The organism is Flavobacterium sp. UM26 (assembly GCF_057922445.1).
In genome coordinates this window covers 93,231-111,819 of sequence record NZ_JBVHCY010000008.1, presented here as the reverse complement: position 1 = coordinate 111,819, position 18,589 = coordinate 93,231, and the positions used below count along the sequence as shown (strand labels likewise).

Below are 18,589 nucleotides of genomic sequence, written 5' to 3'. Positions count from 1 at the left end.
AATTTATTTTTATAAAAGTGTCCTATTTTGCCACCTTTAAGGCAGTGGTTTAGCGGTGTTTTTTAACTACGAATGAACTACTAAATTATTCTTTTTTGCTTTAATATTTTCCCCGCAATGCCTTTGGTAGTTGCGGTACATACTACCCAACTTCATTTCATTTTCTGAAATATTGTATAAATTGAGAAACAATTCTACACTTTGCCAGGCGTTCGATTTTCCTTTGGCCAGTTCGACATCTACAAACGCATAAAAATCTTCAAAAAACAAACGTTCTAGGCAAACACCCAAAAATTTTAGCTTTTTTCTATTGATAGTATAGCCTTTAGTATTAAAATACAATTCTGGAATATCAATTTTGTAACGGTCAAAACCATTAAAATCAATATCTGAAGTATCAGCTTCTTCACTTATCAATTCCAAAAGCAAAAGCCCCAAAAAAGTTTTCTTAGAAATCGTATGGATCTCACCATATTTCTTAATCAAATACTTTTTCACGTGCTTTTTGACAGGAATAGAAATTTGTATCATATAAATGTTTTGGTTTTGACGAATTTACGACAATTAACAAAAAGGTTGATAGGACACACTAAATAAAAACACTGAAAAAAAGTGATTTTTTCATTTAAACCCTGTTTTTTTCAAAAAAAAAGTTCCACAATTCCACATTGTTGATTTTCAACAACTTATATATTTTTTATGCTTTGGAAAATGTGGAACTACATAGCGTTTTTGTGGAACTATTTTTTTGAGTTCCACAAGTTCCACAAAAATTCCACAGAGTTCCACACGATAAAACAAATACTTATTTATACTTAATATATTAATAATCAAATAGATATAATCTATTGTAAAAACATTAGTATTTATTTGTGGAACTGTGGAACTTTTTTATTCTCTTATTTATAGAAAACAAAAATTTGCAAAATTTTTTAACTTAGGGGGGTTCGGGGGGAAATCGAAAATCAAAACTTAGGGTAACTTTGTAGATAAAACCGAGACAATTATAGAAATGCCGTTTACTGATGCTCAAATAAGCCAAATGCAGTCGATATTCAAGCGAATTGATCCTACAACTATAGAAAGTATTCAGGTATACAAAAAAGAGAATGATCACCGCACCGGTTGCACTCAGGTTATAAGGAACCAATGGGGTAAACCTATTTGTGTATTTCAAGTATTCGAGCCTTTGAGTAAATATCGTATGTCGTTACTGATGCGATTATCCGAATCAATCCCTTATAGAATTAACATACGCCATTCTCGCGAGGATAGAATGACCATAGGATGGAAAGAGGAATAAAAAAACCACTCTGGTGGGAGTGGTTTTTATTAAAAATTTATTGAAGAAATTGGAGAAGGGATTTTACTTATAATACTATCTGAAATCTGAGTATACAATAAAGTTGTTTTCACATTATTATGTCCAGCCAGCTTTTGAATAAGATTGATGTCAGTTCCATTTTCAACCATATGAGTAAAACAATTATGCCGCATTAAATGAGCATAAACTCTTTTGTTAATTTTGGCTTTAGTAGCTAATTGTTTCATTACTTGATTTACACTAGTAGAGGAATATTGTTCTGAAAACTGACCGGACAAAATATATGTTTTGGTTTTATATTCAATCCAATATTTTTCCAAAAGTGGAATCAAAGAATCGTCAAGCATTACCTGACGATCTTTATTTCCTTTCCCTCCAATTACATTAATAATCATTCTGCTTCTATCAATATTACTCCATTTAAGTTTTATGAGCTCAGAAACCCTTAATCCACAAGAATACAATAATGCTAAAATAACTTTGTGCTTTATGTTTTCACATACATCAAACATTTTTTGAACTTCGTCTTGAGATAAAACAATTGGTAGTTTTTTTTCAGATCTGGGGTATTCAATATGTTTGAATTTCAAAGGCTGCTTTCCTGTGTATTTGTAAAATAATTTAACTGCAGAAATCCTTTGTTTTCTCCCGTTGATAGAATTCGACAATAATAACCAATCTTTGATTTGCTTTTCTGATATTTCAGATGGTTTGGTAGCCACTTTATTGAAATACTCTAAAAACAATTTTACTTGACTACAATAGTTTGAAATTGTATTATCTGAGTAATTTTTCAACTTCAAATCTTCGGAATACAATTCCACATACTTTCCGATATTCATAGGCTTATAGTTTAATTTTATTGGTGTTTACAGATGATTAATACATATACTAGTTAGTGGCAACCTATTCAGCAAGTGTTAATTCATTGTCTGTTAATGTGAAAATAAAATTTTGCCATTCGTGTACAAATTCCACTTTTGTTATATAAGCAAGCGAATCAGTATCTATTACATACCAATAATCATAAGATTCTTTAAATACTATTCTAAATCTGTTATAAATAAATTCGGTATTTTGAAATCTTGGTTTTGCACCCAACTTTAATAACCATTCCGCTGTTAGTGCTATTGGTTTTGCTTGCCATTTATCTAAAAACATACCAGAGAACACTACTCTGTTTTTCTCTAGTCCGATAACTTCAATTATTTTATTTGAATTTTCTTCAATAAATAAATTTCCAAGTCTTAATTCATTTGGTTTCATAATCGTTAAGTTTTACGTGGTATGCCACTAACAACCGCTACATTTCAGCTTTGGCATTTGGCATAAGGTTAATATTTGTTTGTGTTTGTTATTATTTTGCTAATCCGAAGCAACTCGCTTGTTTACCCCAAGCCGAAATTGTAGCGGCAAGCGTTAGGGAACAGCTTGCGCATGGACTTCCAAAAGACCTCGAAATTCAATATTTCCACAATTAGGACAAGAATAATGACTACCCCAACCATCTTTATCTTTTTTAAGAACTTTTTGTTCCATTGTTCCCTCCCATTTGCATTTTTGTTTCGTACATTGATACGCTTTTGGTTTTTCGCCCCATCTCGTAAATTTTCTTTTTTGCGCCATTTTGTTTGTGTTTAAAAAGCCGATTCCATAACAAGTGCTATAAGAGATTTTCGGCATTGGTTATTAATTTTTTTATTGTTTTGTACTTGTAAAGATTTTTTACAAGTTGAAAATGTTTTTGTGCCACTCCGAAAATCCTCTCATAGCACAAACGTTAATTTTTTCGTACCGTTATCAATTGATTATCTTCTAAGAACGTGATGCTTGTTAGGTCGAAATCTCGGCAAGAATTAGCGCGATGCACCAATAGTTTGTTTAATTTTCTTCCGATAAACACACAGCTAAAAACGTATCTATACTGCATTGGTTTATTTGGTTTTGTGCTAAATAGCTCAAGCTGTACGTTGGGTTTTTCTTCATGGTCAGGACAGTTAAAAACGGCATACTTTACACCACCTTCTTTATAAATCCCTTCGTACTTCATATAAACACCACTTTGCAATTCAAATGAGTTTCTTTTTTTGTGGCCTATTTTCGTTATTTTATCACCTACTTGAATTACTATTCCGTCAGTAGTATTGATAGTTGTTGGGGAGATTTTTGGTTTTTGGTCAAAACACAAATACATCGCTCCCCATTTTTCTACTATTGTGATCATTGTAAAAAATTATTAGAATTAGATCTGTTTTTCATAGCCAAAATTTAAAAACAGTATCACGATAATTGCACAAATCAAAAAGCCCATTACGAACCAGAAGAACCGATTTAGGTATACATTTCTTAAATGATCTTTAAATTCTTTTTGATGTAAGCAGGCTTCTTTTGGAAGTCCACAAACGCTACAGTTTGTTTTTGACATATTATTTTGCAGATTTGAATGGAAGCGGTTTTTCAAAACTAGGATCCTGGATTAGTAAATAGGTCTTTACAGGGTAAACATTGGTTTTGGTATTTTTTAGAGCAAAACCATTCGTTGTAAAACCATTGGCATCAATATGCAGTAATTGAGTAGTAACACCGTGTTTTTTACTCATAGCACTCATATTCTTAAGCCACGAATCCCAATTTTTGAATTCTCCCATAAACTGGGCTTTAACCTTAATTTCAACAACATCATTTAAATTTTCCATTAGTTTAAAATTTTTATAGATTAATAACTTATGCTAAAGCTTCATCTGAAGAAGGTTTCAAAACACTATCTTTTTCATAGTTTCCAGCCTGAAGGCGATAGTTTCTTTGGTGTATTGTTTTTGAATAACACTTTGACTCTTTTTGCTGATGGTCCAATAAAATGATTACTGGATGCGATTCTTCTTGAAGCTTTACAATTTCTTGATCAACTTTCTTTTTTGAAGATGAAGTAAAAACTTCTTTTCCTGAAACAACAACTGAAAACTGTTGTTTGGCATTGGCTTTGGTGTTTGCTGTTTTTTCCATTTTGATTTAATTATTAAGATTTATAAATTTTATAAGCAGTATTGTTCTTTAATCTGTTGTTGAGTATGGCATACATTTTTTTTTTGTGACGTTCACGAAAAAAGCAGCTTGTATTACGGTGTCAAACTCTGTTTTATTACCTAAGCTATCTACTACTGTTACGGCTCTGGTGTGGGAAAGTTTTGACTTACTATTTTTATTCACTTTTGAGTTTAAAGATGGTGTACCCAAATCCATTCTTTCTGGAGTTCTGTTTATTTCTCTACTTGTTTTATAACACGTTATCGGGTTAAGTCCTTGTGTCCAAAATTCTATTATCATGACGTTTTTTTTTAAGGTTGTTGATTTTCTTTATTTTCTAAAAATTCTACTTCATCAAATATTCCAGCCAATACCCAAATTTGTTGGGATTTATAAAGCAGTCTAAAAACTTCCATATTCGTGTTGGGATTGAAATAAAACGGTTGATTACAAAATGAACCATCAACTGACTGTTGAAAATACATACAACCGTATTTTTTTTCGCCTAATTCGTTGCTGAAGTCTGTAGCGACAGCAACTCTTAACTTAAAAATTACCTCTTGTGTTTTCATATTTCTATGTTATAACCAATCAGGCAAATCTGATGATTTCCCATTATCAGGTTCTGGTGAATCCTCCCCTTTCTTTGGTGCGTTTCTCAATAAATTCAAAATGCCGCCTTCGTGCATCATCGTATAATCAAAAACATAGGCAGATGTTGATGTATCATCAAAATGGTGTCTTTTTACTGAGCCTATGAAATACTTTTTTGATTTGAAGTAGTTTCTTAAAGTGTTTTCGCCAATAACATCAACACCTTCACGTGTCGAAACTTCTTTGTGGTACAATTGATGAACGGAATTTAAGCGAAGCATCAAAATCTGTGTTCTTTTTTCGTTTTTCCATTCTATTTCAGGCTCTCCTTTTTTGCCCTGAAGCTTTAAGGTAAATGGTGTATCAATGATATAATGAAATCCTTCTTTGATCAGTGGGAAAGGCGAACGGTCACGCAAGTATTCCATTGTTCTCCAGAACTCAGCCAAACCTTCACTTTCTACAATTAAATCAGAACTGTCAATGATGGCTTCTTTAAATTGTTCTTCGATTTCTTTGTAAGTAAATGGAAATTCAAACTTACCTTCCAATATTTTTAAAGGAGTCAACAACACGGTGTAATTCTGAAGCATTCGTTCCTGATAATCGGTTAGCCTTAGTTGTTTTTTCAAATCTTTAATGATTTCACCATACACACGTCTGTAGTTTTCTTCAATTTCTGGGCGGTATTTTATAATGTCCAGGATAAAACTAGTTAGTCCAATTTCCTCCCATGATTGCAGCAAATTGAAATTGGCCACTTCTTCATTTGTGAAATTCTCTTGGGGTTTGATTACGTGTTCAATTACTGATCTGGAAGTAATGGAGTTATCATCCCAAGTACTTAAATATTGCGATAGGATTACTAAAAAACAATTTACTTTGGTCATTTTGGTTTTATTATCGCCTGTGTTCTGCCCTATCTCGCGTCCACGATTATCATAAGAACCTTTGATAGATTGTTTCATTTTCAAATCAATCAAATCATTGAATTCTTCCAATATGGTTATGGTATTGGTTGTACGGCTTATTCTTCTTGAAAATCCTGAAATTGTTCCTGCATTCAAATCAAAAGCAGGTTGTTTGTAAGCGAATAAAGCCCCGATACTTTCGGCAAATTTGGACTTACCAGAGCCTTTTTCCCCTGTTAAAAATAGAATGGGTGATATCTGATAGGTTTTAACAAATAAATCCCTGAACAAAGCAAAAAAGATACAAGCGATACCTGTATTGGCTTTTTTGCCATATACTTTTTTCAATTGGTGCATCCAAGTATGAAACGGTACTGGAGCCTGTTTGAATACCAAATAGCGGTCATTCTCATACGGATCATCACCATCACGGGAATTTTTATACATTACGGATGCCGATGGTGAATAAAAGTGTTTTACATCTTCGATATAATCGCTTTGAATTTGAACTTCTGCTTCTAGCTGAACAATCCCATAATCGTTTGGCGTTTTGGTAATTCCCTTGTGTGATATCAAATTTGAATAAGCAAAAAACCCTTCATGCTGCCATCCTAGCGTTCGTAATTCGAATGCCATAATGAAACTATCCAAAATATTGTTTCGCAATAATTTGAATTGATTTGGCGTAACTTCTGGGGTAAATGTAAAACTACCTTCATCCAATAATTTAGATTCAAATTTTGCCATCTGAACAAAATCAGCCGTATCAAAATCAATCAATCTTTTTATTCCGGTTTCTGAAATTACTTCACACAATCTTTTGTTGTCTTGTTTTCCATAAACGTGAAAAAGTGGAGTAATACGGTAATTTGTGCCTTTGTAAAAGCTGTTTTTCCCTCGGAAATACACGTTATTTTCATGTATTACATAACCTCTTTCTAAAAACTGTTTGTAATCAGCTCCTTTTGGTAGCCCTAAATATTCAGACGAATCAGATTGCACTTTTTCGTTTTGAGCTGCTTTTATTTCAGCTACTTTAAAAAAGCTATCAATTTTTTCCTTGATTACTTTTTCAGGTTGTTTTAGGATTTTGGCGCAACTTTTTTGATAATAAGCTCTTTTGATATCGTCTTTTATAACAGATAACATCAAAGCTATTTCAGATACTGCTTTGGATAATTCATCAGGATCATTTGCTGCTTTATTTTTAAGCTTGATGGTTTTCCAGTTTACAGCATCTTCAGCATTGCCAAAAAGCATTTTTTCAACGTGTGGTGTTTTTTTGGTATAACTATCAGGATCTTCATTTTCTGGAAGGATTACAATAGAAACCTTTAACCCTTCTGCCAAAAGAATATTAATATCACGAATTGCGGCCAAAGTTCCTTTTTGCTCATTGCCTTTTTCATCCAGTCCATCATTATCACGAAGAATGATAACGTGATCTGCAAAACGATGTAGCAATTTTGCCTGTTCTGGTGTCAACGCAGTTCCACCCGTTGCTACTGCCAATTCACAACAGTGTTGTGAAAGTCCAGTAACATCCGTATAACCTTCAACCAAAAAAGCGGTTTTTTCTTTATTGATAAAGGCTTTGTTTTCAAAAAGTCCGTACAGATTGTAACTTTTGTTATAAATATCTGTATTTCCTGTGTTGATGTACTTTGGTCCATCAGCATCATTTGATTTACGACCACCAAAACCTAAAACATTCCCGCGAAAGTCACGAATTGGAAAAAGTAATTTATCTCTGAAAAAATCAAAACTATTACCTTCTTTTGTTAAAGTCAATCCTAATGATACGGCCTGTTCTAACTTTCCTTTTTCAATTAAAGGATTGGTGATGAATTTCCATTCTTTGGGAGCATAACCCAATCTGAATTTTTCAATGGTTTCATCATTGATTCCGCGATCAACAATCATTTGTTTTACCCAATGATCTTCTGGAGCATTTTTCAAACAAAATTCATACTTCAAACAAGCTACTGCATTCAAATCATAAAGTTCTTGCTTATAGCTTCTTTTGCGTTCTGCTTCTTCAGATAATTGTTCTTCTTCTAAGGTAATCCCACATATATCAGCTATAATCTTAATTGCTTCAGGATATGAAACCCCTTTGAATTCTCTAACAAACTTAATCCCATCTCCTGCTATTTGAGTTGAGTAACATTTAAAAGAATTATAGGCTTGTTTTACTCTAAAAGAATCACTAGATCCATTAAAAGGAGATTTATTGGCTACCAAGAAAGAACCCTTTCTTTTTAATTCTACAAAATGACTAATGATTTTATCTATAGGTGCATTTCTAACTTCGTCTATTGATTTTTCGGTATACATATTAAATGATAAGAGGTTATAAAAAATTGTGAACTTAAAAATGAGAGGAATTAATCCTCAAATAGATTGGTTTGCACAATAATTTTTTCAGCTCCTATAACCGGATAATCCGAAATCAATAAATCAATTTGTTTTTGTAATTCTGCTTGTTTTGATAGGTAAAAAGAACGAAGTGTTTTCTTTTCATCATAAGAAATGATTTGAGAACCTTCCAAAGCAGTAAGTTGTTCACCGTAATTTAATTGTTTATCTTGAAGTTGTTTTACTTGATCACCAATTTTTATTTGTTGGGTCATAACGTGCAATGATGCTAAAGAAGCAATTCCTTTGTCGAGAGTACCGCAATATTTAATATACTTTTGAAATGCTTCAACAGGACCAAGATTGTACATTTTCATTACAGATTTAATAAAAATTTGCCCTTCCTTTATTTGTTCTTCCCAAGTTTTAGGAAAATGTGTTTGTAACATTTCTAGTGCTTCAGAACCTTTATATGTGAATGTCATCATGGTTATTTTTTTTAAGGTTTATTGGATAATTTTTTGGTTGATGGCTTTTGTTATTAAGCCTGATTTAGACTGTACACTTGCTTTTTCAAAAAGGTTGCGCTTATGGGTGTCTATGGTGCTCTTTGTTATTTTTAATCTTGAAGCAATTTCTTTATCTGGCATATCAGAAGCCATTAAATTGACAATTTGAATTTCACGTCTTGTTAATGGAATTCCATCAATAGTTATTGATTTTGATTTCCATCTTAGGCACTTGCAATTATTAGAACAAATGAAATTGTCTGCTTGGTTTAGCTGTCCATTCTCTGTAAAGTCAGCAACATGGTCAGCAGCGCCATAAATGCAAAAAGCAAAACGTTCTGTAGCTTCTTCTGGCTGTAAATGTTTTAAATCTTCGAATGCTAAATCATCATTTAACAGCTGTTCAAAAATTTGCGCTTTTTTTAAAGGTTCGATATCCTTAAACTGGAAGGTTTCTCCATTACTTACAAAGAATACTTTCTTAGTTTTCCTATCGCCAAAAATTTCAGTTCTTTTATCACCAGGAAGAAGCCCCGCTGGGATTTGGTGAATTTGGTTTTTAATTGTAGATTTGCTTTCCATTAGTTTTTAATCTTTATAGGTTAATTACTTTTACAAAACCGATGTTCCAGCATCGGTTTTTTTTGTTCCAAAAATTTCTTTTCTCTTTTGAGCTATTTCTTTAGCCATTTCCACTTTTTCTCTATACAATTCAATTAAAGTAGATTCTATTTCAGGATTTTCATTTCTACCATTGAACACGTGAGTGATGTACGATATTCCATAAGGAGTACCTTTCTGAGTAACTATACCAGATTGGGTAAGCTTCTCCTGAACCTCTTTTGAATAGCCTCTTTTGAAGACTTTTTTCATTTTCTTTCTTTCAGCTGGTTTAATCATAGATAAGTGCTATTTTTTATTGATTTTTTATGTTTAATTTTACTACGAGTTGAATACGATTTAACTATTACAAATATATACAGTTTTCTGTATAAATAACATTTTTTATACAATTTTCTGTAAAAAAAATTCAATGAACGAGATAACTATCAGATTTATAGAGGTTTACAAGTATCTTTTAGAAACAAAAAAAGTTTCTAACCCTAGCCATTTTGCCAAAACTATTGGGGTAAGTACCTCAATGATGAATGAAATTTTAAAGGAAAGAAGTAACGCTGGTATTAATCCGATACAGAATACTGTAAAAGTTTTTACTGAAATAAGTAGTGATTGGTTGCTAACAGGTAGAGGAAAAATATTAAATAAGGACTCTGATACAGATATAATTAGCCAAAATCATACAGAAAATGAAAAGGAAATTGAAAGATTAAAAGATAAAATTGCTGATTTACAGACTATAAATGAACTTTTGACTAGAACAGTTAAACTTATTGACAAAAAAAATTCGAATGTAGTTTACCTAGAACCTAATGAGGATGAATACAATCAAGTTGCTGAACCAGCACCAGAAATAATAAAAAAACCAAAAAGGTAAGTTATGAAAGAAACAACTCATCCAGATTGGGAAAGGATAAAGAAAGTAATTGATGCTTATGGAGTTAAAAAAGGATTTGAAAAAGGTCAGTTTTTAAGCAGATTTATTGCAGAAATAGATGATTATCACAATGGACTTCCTTCTGACTATAATTATCTTAATGATTTATATATAAACATAATTAATTCAGTTACTAAAACTTACCCATTAATCCCATTAAAAAAACTATTAGACAATGATGGTTCTTATATTTTTTTAGATGACCGTCAAACTACTCACATTTTAAACGAAGAAACAATTTTACAAGATTGGCGCAAATCATTTTTAAAAAACAAACCCAATGATGCTAAAAAAAGAACCTGAAGAAGAATTGAAAGTAATAATTGGCGATGAGGATAGCGAACTAATCGAGCGATTAAAAAAAATTATTGAGGATTCGGAGAATAAATTTTTACAAACTTCCCACTAACAAAATAAAATAAAACAATGATTGTTGATTTACAATGGTTTAAGGATAATATTAGAGTACAGTCGAGGTCACTAAAAAAACGCAATTATCAAGAGATAATTGCGTTTTTTGCTTTAAAATACTTCCTTTGCGCATGCCAAAATACAATCTAGATCAACACTACCAAAAAATCATCTACAGTAGAGACGAATTAAATCATAATGAATTCGAATGTTGCACTTTTGAAAATTGTGATTTTACGGCTTGCAATTTTATGGATGTTACCTTTATTGATTGCATCTTTACAAAGTGTAATTTTAATGGAGCACACATTAATCACGTGGCCTTACGAACCGTTACTTTTGACCACTGTCAAATCAGAGAAGTTAATTTTGCTATGTGCAATAAATTAATTTTTGAAGTATATTTTCAGCATTGTGTATTGGACTTTTCAAAGTTTTACACTTTAAAACTAAAAGGAACCACTTTTAATCATTGTAGCATGATTGCAGTAGATTTCATGGCGACAGACTTAACCGAAAGTATTTTTGATTATTGTGACTTATACCGCGCCGAATTTGACAAAGCGATTGCCAACAAAGCGAATTTCAAGACGAGTTATAATTACACCATAGATCCTTCCAAAACCAAACTCAAAAAGGCAATTTTCAGTCTCAACGAAGTAAAAGGCTTACTGTATAAACACGAGATTGTAGTAGATTAACTTTTTATAATTCGACCGTCTTGCATGGTTATTGTTCTATCTGAACGCTCTGCAAAATCATTATCATGCGTAACTATCAATAGCGTCTGTTTCTGCTCATGGGTCAATTGCTTAAAAATATCAAACACTAAATCGCTGTTTTTTTTATCTAAATTTCCTGTAGGTTCATCTCCCATAATGATTAAAGGATCATTGATTAATGCCCTCGCTATAGCTACCCTTTGTTTTTGTCCTCCACTCAATTGATTCGGCAACTTCAAAGCATGTTCGTGCATGTCTAATTTTTTTAGATGCTCCATTGCACGATGCTCCACTTCTTTTTCAGAAAATTTAGCCAATTTCAATCCGGGAAGCATCACGTTTTTAAGTACATTATATTCGTTGAGCAAATAATGAAATTGAAAAACAAAGCCAATTTTTTCATTGCGTATCAAAGCCAATTCTTTGTCTGATCTCCCCGTAATCAATTCGTTATTCACAAACAATTGTCCATCATAATCTGTATCCATAGTCGAAAGCAAATACAACAACGTTGACTTTCCACAACCTGATTTACCTACAATCGAAACAAACTCTCCATGATTGATACTCATGTCAATTTCCTTCAATACTTGAAATTTTATGGGATCATAAAAATATTTACTCAATCCGATGGTTTGCAATACTTTATTTTCCATTTTATTTTCCTCTAATAATTTCTACTGGATCTACTTTACTGGCTTTTAAAGCAGGAAATAAACCTGCAATAGTCGTGGTGAACAAGGCAAATACAATTCCGATGATGTAATACAAAATATTAAAATTAATAGGATATGTTTTGACCGTTGGCAAAGCAGCAGTTTCAAAAGGAATCACATCAATGATAGAAGTAAAAATAAAGCCAAAGATGAGACCAAAAATACCTCCAGCCAAACCAATAATTATGGATAATGAAACAAAAATCCACTTAACATCATTTCCTGAAAAGCCAGTAGCTTTCAAAATAGCAATACTGTCCATTTTCTCGTAAATCATCATGTTTAGAATATTATAAATTCCAAAACCAGCTACTATCAACAATACAATCCCAACAGCATAAGAGATAATGGTTCGTACAGAACTTCCAGTCTCAAATTGTGAATTGGCTGTTTGATAATCGATAGTATCTAGTTGATAAGTTGCCTGCAATTCTTTGGCTACAAGGGGTGCTGAAGCCATATCATATAATTTGATTTGAATATCTGTGATGTAATTTGTGGCTTCACCCAACATTTTCTGAGCGGTATCTAAAGACGTATAGGACATCGTATCGTCTATTTCTGCAATACCAATTTGAGAAATCCCGACTACTTTTAAGGTTGCCAAATTCCCTTTGGATGTGGTAACTTTGATTCGGTCTCCAACAATCAATAGCATTTTATCCGCCAATCCTTTACCAATAATAATACTATTGTTTTGCACCAAATCGGTTATCTTTCCTTCGATGATATAATCGCTGGTTTGAAACAACTTTTCTTCTGCCAAAATAGCTATCCCATTCACCACTCCAGAAATCTCAATAGTTCCCGAATTAAAAAAAACTGGAGCCACTACTTTGGGAGCCACATCAACGATTCGTTTGTCTTCCTTAAGAGCTTTGATAATTGGAATTCCGTTATATATTGATTTCCCTCTATCTTTAGGCTTTACCGACCGGATAAAGTTGGTAGTATTTTTATAGCGAGCCGACAAATCAATTGGTTGATTGGCTGTTGGTTTTATTTCGTTATACAAGCGAACATGAGGTGTTCTATTTAGCATCAATCCATCTAATAAATCATTGAGTCCGTTCATAAAACTCACCAACGAAATAAACATAGCGATACTAAACGTAACCCCAATTGCTGCCACAATCGTCTGTTTTAAGCGAGCACGCAACAAATGCAAAGCGATGTTTAAGATAAGTTTGTAGTTCATTAGTTCGGTTTATAAAGCGTTTCGTTGGCTTGTAACCCTTCTAAAATTTCTACTTTTTTGTAATCACTTAAGCCGACTTTTACTTTTCGTTTTTCATCTTTATTGACCAAAACATAAGTCCCATCAATTAGATACTCTTTCGGAATAGTGATGGCCTTTTTTTTGGTTTGAATAACGATATTCGCTTCTGCTGTTAAATTAGGATACAACTTGGGCGGAGCTTTTATGAACTGCGCTTCTATCTTGAACGTTCTTGAACGCTCATCCATTATGGGATAAATTTTTGAAACTACAGCATCAAAAACAGTTCCTTTATAGCTATCCATAGTGACAACGATATTTTGTCCCATAACAACTCGAACCATATCATTTTCATCAACGTCCAATTCAAGAATAAAAGTATTGCTTTTCCCAATTGTAGCTATCGGCGTTTGTGTTGTCACCAAAGTACCTTCTTTGACAGGTAGGTCGAACAATTGACCATCGAATTCACTTTTTACTGCAAAATCGCTTTGACTTTTTTGACTGATTTTTAAATTGATAGCATTTTTACTTTGTTCATTTTGCAATTGAATTTTGAATTGCGCCAATTGTTTTTGTGCCATTTCAAAATTACTTTTAGAGCTTTTATAGGTTTGTACTACTCTATCAAAATCAACTTGGGAAATTCCTTCATACTGTAACGCTTTTTGATTCCTGTGATAAATTGATTCATCCAAAATTAATTTGTCTTTTGCCGCCAAAACTTTCAACTCCAACTCGGCAATTTTATCTTGAATGTAACGACTATCTTTTTTACTCAATTCATAAGCCAATAAAGCATTTTGAGTATTCAAATCAGCTTTGTCACTATCCAGTTCAAACAATACTTGACCTTTGCTGATTTTTTGACCAACTGTCACTTTTGTTTTTTTCAAAATCCCATTTACAGTTGGATAAACAATGTATTGGTCCTTGGCTTTTATTACCCCAGAAGCATAGACACTTTCGGTAATATCGCTTATGGAAGGTTGAATTTCTTGTGATTCTTTTTTGGAACAATGTATTAGAAGTATCGAAAGAAAAGATACTAATACAACTACTTGTGAACGCATGGTTTTTATTTATTACGTAGAAAATTACCTCATAAATATACACTTTTTCTTCATAGCTTATGGTAAAACCAAAAAAGAAATTAGTCCTAAAACTTCATTTAAATTGCTCGTTCCATCACATAATCCTCCATCAAGTAACCATGTTCTAGCTCGATATTTACCTCACTACTGATAGAAAAACCCATTTTCTCATAGAAGGTAATTGCTTTATTAAAGCGATTGACATTCAGACACAAAGCAAGAGAACCTTGCTTTCTCGCTTCGGAGACAATATAATCTATGAGTGCTTTACCTACTCCTTTGCCTAGAGCAGAAGGAAGTATATAAATTTTATGAATCTTGGTTTGCTTTTGATGGTCGTAATTGCATTCAAAAGAAGCAAAACCTAAGGTTTGATTTCCTTCATTTGCCAAAATAAAATGATGCCCTTTTTGTGATACACTTTCCTTTAATGCAGTATCATTATAAAATGCATTCAGCATATAATCTAACTGAGCTTATGATAAAATTTCACCATAAGCTACTGGCCATGTTTCGTAAGCAATAGAACGTATGGTACCAAAATCACTATTAATAGCAGGAAGAACTGTAATCATAAACACGGAAATTAAAATTAAACTTAAAATTGTCTGCTGTTACTTAAAAACTAACCGTGTATAGTTTCATTCTTTCCATAATTAGTGATAATGGATTCTTCAAATGCCAACCATTCTCTCCAGCGTTTTTCAACATCAATTCCAACTCCGTATTTTCTTGCATAGGTTATAAAAGTTGTGTAATGTCCCGCTTCACTTTCCATCAAATCGCGATAAAAAGAAGCTAATTCTTCATCTTTAATATTTTCTGAAAGCACTTTAAATCGTTCACAACTTCTAGCTTCAATCATTGCAGAAAATAATAATCGTTCAACTAAACCAGAAACGCGACTACCATCACTGCTTCTTTTCATATACAAATACAATTCGTTTACATAATCATCTTTGCGTTCCCTTCCTAACTTTAGCCCTCTCTTAATGATAATGTTATGAACTTGTTCAAAATGATCGATTTCTTCTTTGGCCAATGCCAATAAGTCTTGGACTAAATCTTGATATTCCGAATTATTCGTGATAATAGTGATAGCATTAGTCGCTGCTTTTTGCTCACACCAAGCATGATCGGTTAAAATTTCTTCAATGTTTTTTTCTACAATATTGACCCATCTGGGGTCTGTTGGTAATTGCAAACGTAATACGCCCATTATTTTTTTATTTAAGATTCAAAATACATAAAGTTTAAAGCTACAGCAAAAATGAAAAAAAGTTTAAAGTTTTGAAATGCTTGAAAACATCAACAAAACCTTAAACTTTTATTTTTGACTATTAAACAGGAGTTAGAAAACGAAAATTGCTCTTTCGCTCATCATTTCATTTACCTGAGCTGCAACTTCTTCAATAATATCTTCGTTTGTATGATTAGTCAATACTTTATCTATCATAGCAACAATAGTTTCCATATCTTCTTCAACTAAACCACGAGTGGTTATAGCCGCAGTACCAACACGAATACCTGAAGTTACAAAAGGAGATTTATCATCGAAAGGAACCATATTTTTATTAACCGTTATTTCAGCTTTTACTAATGCATTTTCTGCATCTTTCCCTGAAATATTTTTATTTCTTAAGTCAATCAACATCATATGATTGTCTGTACCACCAGAAATGATTTCGTATCCTCTAGCAACAAATGCAGCAGCCATTGCTTTTGCATTTTTTTGTAATTGCATTGCATAAGTAAAAAATTCATCTTGTAAAGCCTCACCAAAAGCTACTGCTTTGGCAGCAATAATATGCATTAAAGGTCCACCTTGATTACCAGGAAAAACTGCTAAATCTAACAATGAAGACATCATACGGATTTCACCTTTTGGTGTTTTGTGTCCCCATGGATTTTCAAAATCTTTACCCATCATGATCAAACCACCTCGAGGTCCACGAAGTGTTTTGTGTGTGGTAGTAGTTACAATATGACAATGTGGAATTGGGTCACTCAATAATCCTTTTGCAATAAGTCCAGCTGGATGAGAAATATCAGCCATCAAAATAGCACCTACACTATCAGCAATTTGCCTAAAACGAGCAAAATCCATATCACGAGAATAAGCAGATGCTCCTGCAATGATTAATTTAGGTTGCTCTTTAGTAGCGATTTCTTGAATCTTATCATAGTTTAAACGTCCAGTTTCTTTGTCTACACCGTAGAAAACTGGATTATACAAACGTCCAGAGAAATTTACTGGAGAACCGTGTGTTAAATGCCCACCATGAGACAAATCAAAACCTAAAATAGTATCTCCTGGTTTCAAACAAGCATGATATACCGCTGTATTGGCTTGAGACCCTGAATGAGGTTGAACATTAGCATATTCGGCACCAAATAAAGCTTTGGCTCTATCGATAGCAATTTGCTCCACAACATCTACTACTTCACATCCTCCGTAATATCTTTTACCAGGATATCCTTCAGCATATTTATTGGTTAAAACAGAACCCGCTGCCTCTAAAACTTCATCACTTACGAAGTTTTCTGAAGCGATAAGCTCTAATCCGTGTATTTGTCTATCTTGTTCTTCAAGAATCAGGTCAAAAATTTGTTCGTCGCGTTGCATTTCTTTGTTTTTCGTTAATATGGTGCAAAAATACAAAAAAACGTTTGGTTACTACTTAGATTATAATATATTTGATGTGTAATTTTCAACAATATAATTAACACATTATGCCAATAACAGCAAATAATCCTCATATAAAATCATGGTTAGACGTTCCGGCTGACAGTGATTTCCCAATTCAAAACATTCCATTTGGTGTTTTTTTAACCAAAGAAAATGTGGTAACCGTAGGTACTAGAATTGGTGATTACGCAATCGATCTTGGAGCTTTACAACAACTCAATTACTTTGAAGGTATCGAATTAACTGATGATATGTTCATGCAAGATACTTTGAATGATTTTATCTCAGATGGCAAAAAAACTTGGCGTTTGGTTAGAAACCGAATCTCGGATATTTTTAACGAAACCAATCCGAAATTGCGAGATAATGCCGAACACAGAGAGATTATTATTTTTAAAATCTCAGAAGTTGAGATGCAACTTCCTGTTTTAATTGGTGACTATACAGATTTTTATTCAAGTAAAGAACATGCTACCAATGTAGGCAAAATGTTTCGCGATCCTGAAAACGCCTTATTGCCAAATTGGTTGCACATACCCGTAGGTTATCACGGTAGAAGTTCTACCATAATTCCATCAGGAATTCCAGTTCACCGTCCGATGGGGCAAACCTTGCCCAATGGCGAAACAACACCAGTTTTTGGACCTTCTCGATTAGTAGATTTTGAGTTAGAAACAGCGTTCATTACTACCGATGTAAACATTATGGGAGAAAATACACCTGTTTATGAAGCCGAAGATTATATTTTTGGAATGGTTTTACTAAATGACTGGAGCGCTCGAGATATACAAAAATGGGAATATGTTCCTCTTGGACCTTTCTTAGCTAAGAATTTTGCATCGTCTATTTCACCTTGGATAGTAACATTAGATGCTTTGGAACCATTCAGAACAAAAGGTCCAAAACAAAACCCAGCACCACTTCCTTATTTACAACTAAAAGGAAAACATGCATTTGATATTAATTTAGAAGTTTCCATTACTCCAAAAAATGGAGTTCCTAATGTAGTATCTCAAACCAATTTCAAATACATGTATTGGTCTATGAGTCAGCAACTGGCTCACCATACCTCCAACGGATGTAGAGTAAATTCTGGAGACATGATGGGTTCTGGAACTCTTTCAGGCCCAACACCTGATAGCTTTGGTTCTATGCTAGAATTGACATGGGGAGGCAAAAACCCAATCCCAATGAATGATGGAAGTGAAAGAAAATTCATTAACGATTATGACACAGTTACTATAAAAGGTTACAGCAAAAACAACGAGGTTCGTATTGGCTTTGGAGAGGTTTCCAGTCAATTATTACCACCATTTGTAAGACAATAAAAAAGAATTTTAATAGCACAAACTGCAACATAATATTTGTTTTGTTGCAGTTTTTTTGTTCATTTTTTTTAAGTTTTTATCAAAAATCTTAATTATTCTAACATCACATAGCACCATTCAATGAAAATACTAGGC

24 protein-coding genes are annotated in these 18,589 nt (G+C 32.9%); 5 read left to right on the top strand and 19 right to left on the bottom strand.

Going from position 1 to position 18,589, the window contains the following annotated elements; translation table 11 throughout:
- Nucleotides 1-66: 66 nt before the first annotated feature.
- The gene (locus tag ACZ1AQ_RS10760) at nt 67-531 is read right to left on the bottom strand and encodes a hypothetical protein (RefSeq protein WP_489632908.1); all 465 of its coding nucleotides are present in this window, start codon (nt 529-531) and stop codon (nt 67-69) included.
- A gap of 511 nt (nt 532-1,042) precedes the next feature.
- Between ACZ1AQ_RS10760 and ACZ1AQ_RS10755 the strand changes: the two genes are divergently transcribed.
- Nucleotides 1,043-1,303 (top strand): hypothetical protein, encoded by a 261-nt coding sequence (locus tag ACZ1AQ_RS10755; protein ID WP_489632907.1) that lies wholly within the window; start codon nt 1,043-1,045, stop codon nt 1,301-1,303.
- Between the two features lie 29 nt (nt 1,304-1,332).
- On the opposite strand, the gene ACZ1AQ_RS10750 is transcribed toward ACZ1AQ_RS10755, so the two are convergent.
- The 12 genes from ACZ1AQ_RS10750 to ACZ1AQ_RS10695 all read right to left on the bottom strand — a co-directional run bounded on the left by ACZ1AQ_RS10750 (nt 1,333) and on the right by ACZ1AQ_RS10695 (nt 9,620).
- Entirely contained in the window at nt 1,333-2,166 is an 834-nt protein-coding gene (locus ACZ1AQ_RS10750) for a tyrosine-type recombinase/integrase (protein WP_489632906.1), read from the bottom strand.
- Nucleotides 2,167-2,230: 64 nt separating this feature from the next.
- Nucleotides 2,231-2,590 (bottom strand): hypothetical protein, encoded by a 360-nt coding sequence (locus ACZ1AQ_RS10745; protein WP_489632905.1) that lies wholly within the window; start codon nt 2,588-2,590, stop codon nt 2,231-2,233.
- A 153-nt stretch (nt 2,591-2,743) separates the two neighbouring features.
- Entirely contained in the window at nt 2,744-2,950 is a 207-nt protein-coding gene (locus tag ACZ1AQ_RS10740; protein WP_489632904.1) for a hypothetical protein, read from the bottom strand.
- 154 nt (nt 2,951-3,104) lie between these two features.
- Nucleotides 3,105-3,548 carry a hypothetical protein gene (locus ACZ1AQ_RS10735; RefSeq protein ID WP_489632903.1) on the bottom strand — a complete coding sequence of 148 codons (444 nt, stop codon included), beginning with the start codon at nt 3,546-3,548 and terminating at the stop codon, nt 3,105-3,107.
- A gap of 202 nt (nt 3,549-3,750) precedes the next feature.
- Nucleotides 3,751-4,020 (bottom strand): hypothetical protein, encoded by a 270-nt coding sequence (locus ACZ1AQ_RS10730; protein WP_489632902.1) that lies wholly within the window; start codon nt 4,018-4,020, stop codon nt 3,751-3,753.
- Nucleotides 4,021-4,048: 28 nt separating this feature from the next.
- The gene (locus ACZ1AQ_RS10725; RefSeq protein WP_489632901.1) at nt 4,049-4,327 is read right to left on the bottom strand and encodes a hypothetical protein; all 279 of its coding nucleotides are present in this window, start codon (nt 4,325-4,327) and stop codon (nt 4,049-4,051) included.
- A 48-nt stretch (nt 4,328-4,375) separates the two neighbouring features.
- On the bottom strand, nt 4,376-4,648 hold the full coding sequence (locus tag ACZ1AQ_RS10720) for a hypothetical protein (protein ID WP_489632900.1): 273 nt from the start codon (nt 4,646-4,648) through the stop codon (nt 4,376-4,378).
- An 11-nt stretch (nt 4,649-4,659) separates the two neighbouring features.
- Nucleotides 4,660-4,920 (bottom strand): hypothetical protein, encoded by a 261-nt coding sequence (locus ACZ1AQ_RS10715; protein ID WP_489632899.1) that lies wholly within the window; start codon nt 4,918-4,920, stop codon nt 4,660-4,662.
- Between the two features lie 9 nt (nt 4,921-4,929).
- Nucleotides 4,930-8,190: a DNA primase gene (dnaG, locus tag ACZ1AQ_RS10710; RefSeq protein ID WP_489632898.1), complete on the bottom strand. Its 3,261-nt coding sequence runs from the start codon at nt 8,188-8,190 to the stop codon at nt 4,930-4,932.
- A 50-nt stretch (nt 8,191-8,240) separates the two neighbouring features.
- On the bottom strand, nt 8,241-8,699 hold the full coding sequence (locus ACZ1AQ_RS10705) for a hypothetical protein (protein WP_489632897.1): 459 nt from the start codon (nt 8,697-8,699) through the stop codon (nt 8,241-8,243).
- Nucleotides 8,700-8,717: 18 nt separating this feature from the next.
- Entirely contained in the window at nt 8,718-9,302 is a 585-nt protein-coding gene (locus ACZ1AQ_RS10700; RefSeq protein WP_489632896.1) for a response regulator transcription factor, read from the bottom strand.
- A 30-nt stretch (nt 9,303-9,332) separates the two neighbouring features.
- Nucleotides 9,333-9,620 (bottom strand): hypothetical protein, encoded by a 288-nt coding sequence (locus tag ACZ1AQ_RS10695; RefSeq protein ID WP_489632895.1) that lies wholly within the window; start codon nt 9,618-9,620, stop codon nt 9,333-9,335.
- 133 nt (nt 9,621-9,753) lie between these two features.
- Between ACZ1AQ_RS10695 and ACZ1AQ_RS10690 the strand changes: the two genes are divergently transcribed.
- From ACZ1AQ_RS10690 to ACZ1AQ_RS10680, 3 genes are all read left to right on the top strand, one after another.
- The gene (locus ACZ1AQ_RS10690; protein ID WP_489632894.1) at nt 9,754-10,215 is read left to right on the top strand and encodes a hypothetical protein; all 462 of its coding nucleotides are present in this window, start codon (nt 9,754-9,756) and stop codon (nt 10,213-10,215) included.
- 3 nt (nt 10,216-10,218) lie between these two features.
- Nucleotides 10,219-10,578 carry a hypothetical protein gene (locus tag ACZ1AQ_RS10685; protein WP_489632893.1) on the top strand — a complete coding sequence of 120 codons (360 nt, stop codon included), beginning with the start codon at nt 10,219-10,221 and terminating at the stop codon, nt 10,576-10,578.
- A 239-nt stretch (nt 10,579-10,817) separates the two neighbouring features.
- On the top strand, nt 10,818-11,387 hold the full coding sequence (locus ACZ1AQ_RS10680) for a pentapeptide repeat-containing protein (protein ID WP_489632892.1): 570 nt from the start codon (nt 10,818-10,820) through the stop codon (nt 11,385-11,387).
- Here the strand turns inward: ACZ1AQ_RS10680 and ACZ1AQ_RS10675 are convergent.
- From ACZ1AQ_RS10675 to glyA, 6 genes are all read right to left on the bottom strand, one after another.
- Entirely contained in the window at nt 11,384-12,064 is a 681-nt protein-coding gene (locus ACZ1AQ_RS10675) for an ABC transporter ATP-binding protein (protein ID WP_489632891.1), read from the bottom strand. The genes ACZ1AQ_RS10680 and ACZ1AQ_RS10675 overlap by 4 nt on opposite strands.
- 1 nt (nt 12,065) lies before the next feature.
- Nucleotides 12,066-13,322 (bottom strand): ABC transporter permease, encoded by a 1,257-nt coding sequence (locus ACZ1AQ_RS10670; RefSeq protein ID WP_489632890.1) that lies wholly within the window; start codon nt 13,320-13,322, stop codon nt 12,066-12,068.
- Nucleotides 13,322-14,416 carry an efflux RND transporter periplasmic adaptor subunit gene (locus ACZ1AQ_RS10665; RefSeq protein ID WP_489632889.1) on the bottom strand — a complete coding sequence of 365 codons (1,095 nt, stop codon included), beginning with the start codon at nt 14,414-14,416 and terminating at the stop codon, nt 13,322-13,324. The genes ACZ1AQ_RS10670 and ACZ1AQ_RS10665 overlap by 1 nt, the downstream gene beginning before the upstream one ends.
- A gap of 98 nt (nt 14,417-14,514) precedes the next feature.
- Nucleotides 14,515-14,898, bottom strand: a complete 384-nt coding sequence (locus ACZ1AQ_RS10660; protein WP_489632888.1) for a GNAT family N-acetyltransferase — start codon at nt 14,896-14,898, stop codon at nt 14,515-14,517.
- Nucleotides 14,899-15,062: 164 nt separating this feature from the next.
- Nucleotides 15,063-15,656 (bottom strand): MiaE family protein, encoded by a 594-nt coding sequence (locus ACZ1AQ_RS10655; RefSeq protein ID WP_489632887.1) that lies wholly within the window; start codon nt 15,654-15,656, stop codon nt 15,063-15,065.
- A 132-nt stretch (nt 15,657-15,788) separates the two neighbouring features.
- Complete coding sequence (gene glyA / locus ACZ1AQ_RS10650) at nt 15,789-17,063, bottom strand: serine hydroxymethyltransferase (protein WP_489632886.1); 1,275 nt, start codon at nt 17,061-17,063, stop codon at nt 15,789-15,791.
- Nucleotides 17,064-17,170: 107 nt separating this feature from the next.
- Here glyA and fahA point away from each other — a divergent pair, with 107 nt between their 5' ends.
- A complete protein-coding gene (gene fahA / locus ACZ1AQ_RS10645; RefSeq protein WP_489632885.1) occupies nt 17,171-18,454 on the top strand; it encodes a fumarylacetoacetase in 1,284 nt (427 codons plus the stop codon).
- Nucleotides 18,455-18,589: the final 135 nt, after the last annotated feature.

Coding starts and splice junctions, on each gene's coding strand:
- ACZ1AQ_RS10760 (WP_489632908.1), bottom strand. CDS start 531: ATGATACAAATTTCTATTCCTGTCAAAAAGCACGTGAAAAAGTATTTG.
- ACZ1AQ_RS10755 (WP_489632907.1), top strand. CDS start 1,043: ATGCAGTCGATATTCAAGCGAATTGATCCTACAACTATAGAAAGTATT.
- ACZ1AQ_RS10750 (WP_489632906.1), bottom strand. CDS start 2,166: ATGAATATCGGAAAGTATGTGGAATTGTATTCCGAAGATTTGAAGTTG.
- ACZ1AQ_RS10745 (WP_489632905.1), bottom strand. CDS start 2,590: ATGAAACCAAATGAATTAAGACTTGGAAATTTATTTATTGAAGAAAAT.
- ACZ1AQ_RS10740 (WP_489632904.1), bottom strand. CDS start 2,950: ATGGCGCAAAAAAGAAAATTTACGAGATGGGGCGAAAAACCAAAAGCG.
- ACZ1AQ_RS10735 (WP_489632903.1), bottom strand. CDS start 3,548: ATGATCACAATAGTAGAAAAATGGGGAGCGATGTATTTGTGTTTTGAC.
- ACZ1AQ_RS10730 (WP_489632902.1), bottom strand. CDS start 4,020: ATGGAAAATTTAAATGATGTTGTTGAAATTAAGGTTAAAGCCCAGTTT.
- ACZ1AQ_RS10725 (WP_489632901.1), bottom strand. CDS start 4,327: ATGGAAAAAACAGCAAACACCAAAGCCAATGCCAAACAACAGTTTTCA.
- ACZ1AQ_RS10720 (WP_489632900.1), bottom strand. CDS start 4,648: ATGATAATAGAATTTTGGACACAAGGACTTAACCCGATAACGTGTTAT.
- ACZ1AQ_RS10715 (WP_489632899.1), bottom strand. CDS start 4,920: ATGAAAACACAAGAGGTAATTTTTAAGTTAAGAGTTGCTGTCGCTACA.
- dnaG (WP_489632898.1), bottom strand. CDS start 8,190: ATGTATACCGAAAAATCAATAGACGAAGTTAGAAATGCACCTATAGAT.
- ACZ1AQ_RS10705 (WP_489632897.1), bottom strand. CDS start 8,699: ATGATGACATTCACATATAAAGGTTCTGAAGCACTAGAAATGTTACAA.
- ACZ1AQ_RS10700 (WP_489632896.1), bottom strand. CDS start 9,302: ATGGAAAGCAAATCTACAATTAAAAACCAAATTCACCAAATCCCAGCG.
- ACZ1AQ_RS10695 (WP_489632895.1), bottom strand. CDS start 9,620: ATGATTAAACCAGCTGAAAGAAAGAAAATGAAAAAAGTCTTCAAAAGA.
- ACZ1AQ_RS10690 (WP_489632894.1), top strand. CDS start 9,754: ATGAACGAGATAACTATCAGATTTATAGAGGTTTACAAGTATCTTTTA.
- ACZ1AQ_RS10685 (WP_489632893.1), top strand. CDS start 10,219: ATGAAAGAAACAACTCATCCAGATTGGGAAAGGATAAAGAAAGTAATT.
- ACZ1AQ_RS10680 (WP_489632892.1), top strand. CDS start 10,818: ATGCCAAAATACAATCTAGATCAACACTACCAAAAAATCATCTACAGT.
- ACZ1AQ_RS10675 (WP_489632891.1), bottom strand. CDS start 12,064: ATGGAAAATAAAGTATTGCAAACCATCGGATTGAGTAAATATTTTTAT.
- ACZ1AQ_RS10670 (WP_489632890.1), bottom strand. CDS start 13,322: ATGAACTACAAACTTATCTTAAACATCGCTTTGCATTTGTTGCGTGCT.
- ACZ1AQ_RS10665 (WP_489632889.1), bottom strand. CDS start 14,416: ATGCGTTCACAAGTAGTTGTATTAGTATCTTTTCTTTCGATACTTCTA.
- ACZ1AQ_RS10660 (WP_489632888.1), bottom strand. CDS start 14,898: ATGCTGAATGCATTTTATAATGATACTGCATTAAAGGAAAGTGTATCA.
- ACZ1AQ_RS10655 (WP_489632887.1), bottom strand. CDS start 15,656: ATGGGCGTATTACGTTTGCAATTACCAACAGACCCCAGATGGGTCAAT.
- glyA (WP_489632886.1), bottom strand. CDS start 17,063: ATGCAACGCGACGAACAAATTTTTGACCTGATTCTTGAAGAACAAGAT.
- fahA (WP_489632885.1), top strand. CDS start 17,171: ATGCCAATAACAGCAAATAATCCTCATATAAAATCATGGTTAGACGTT.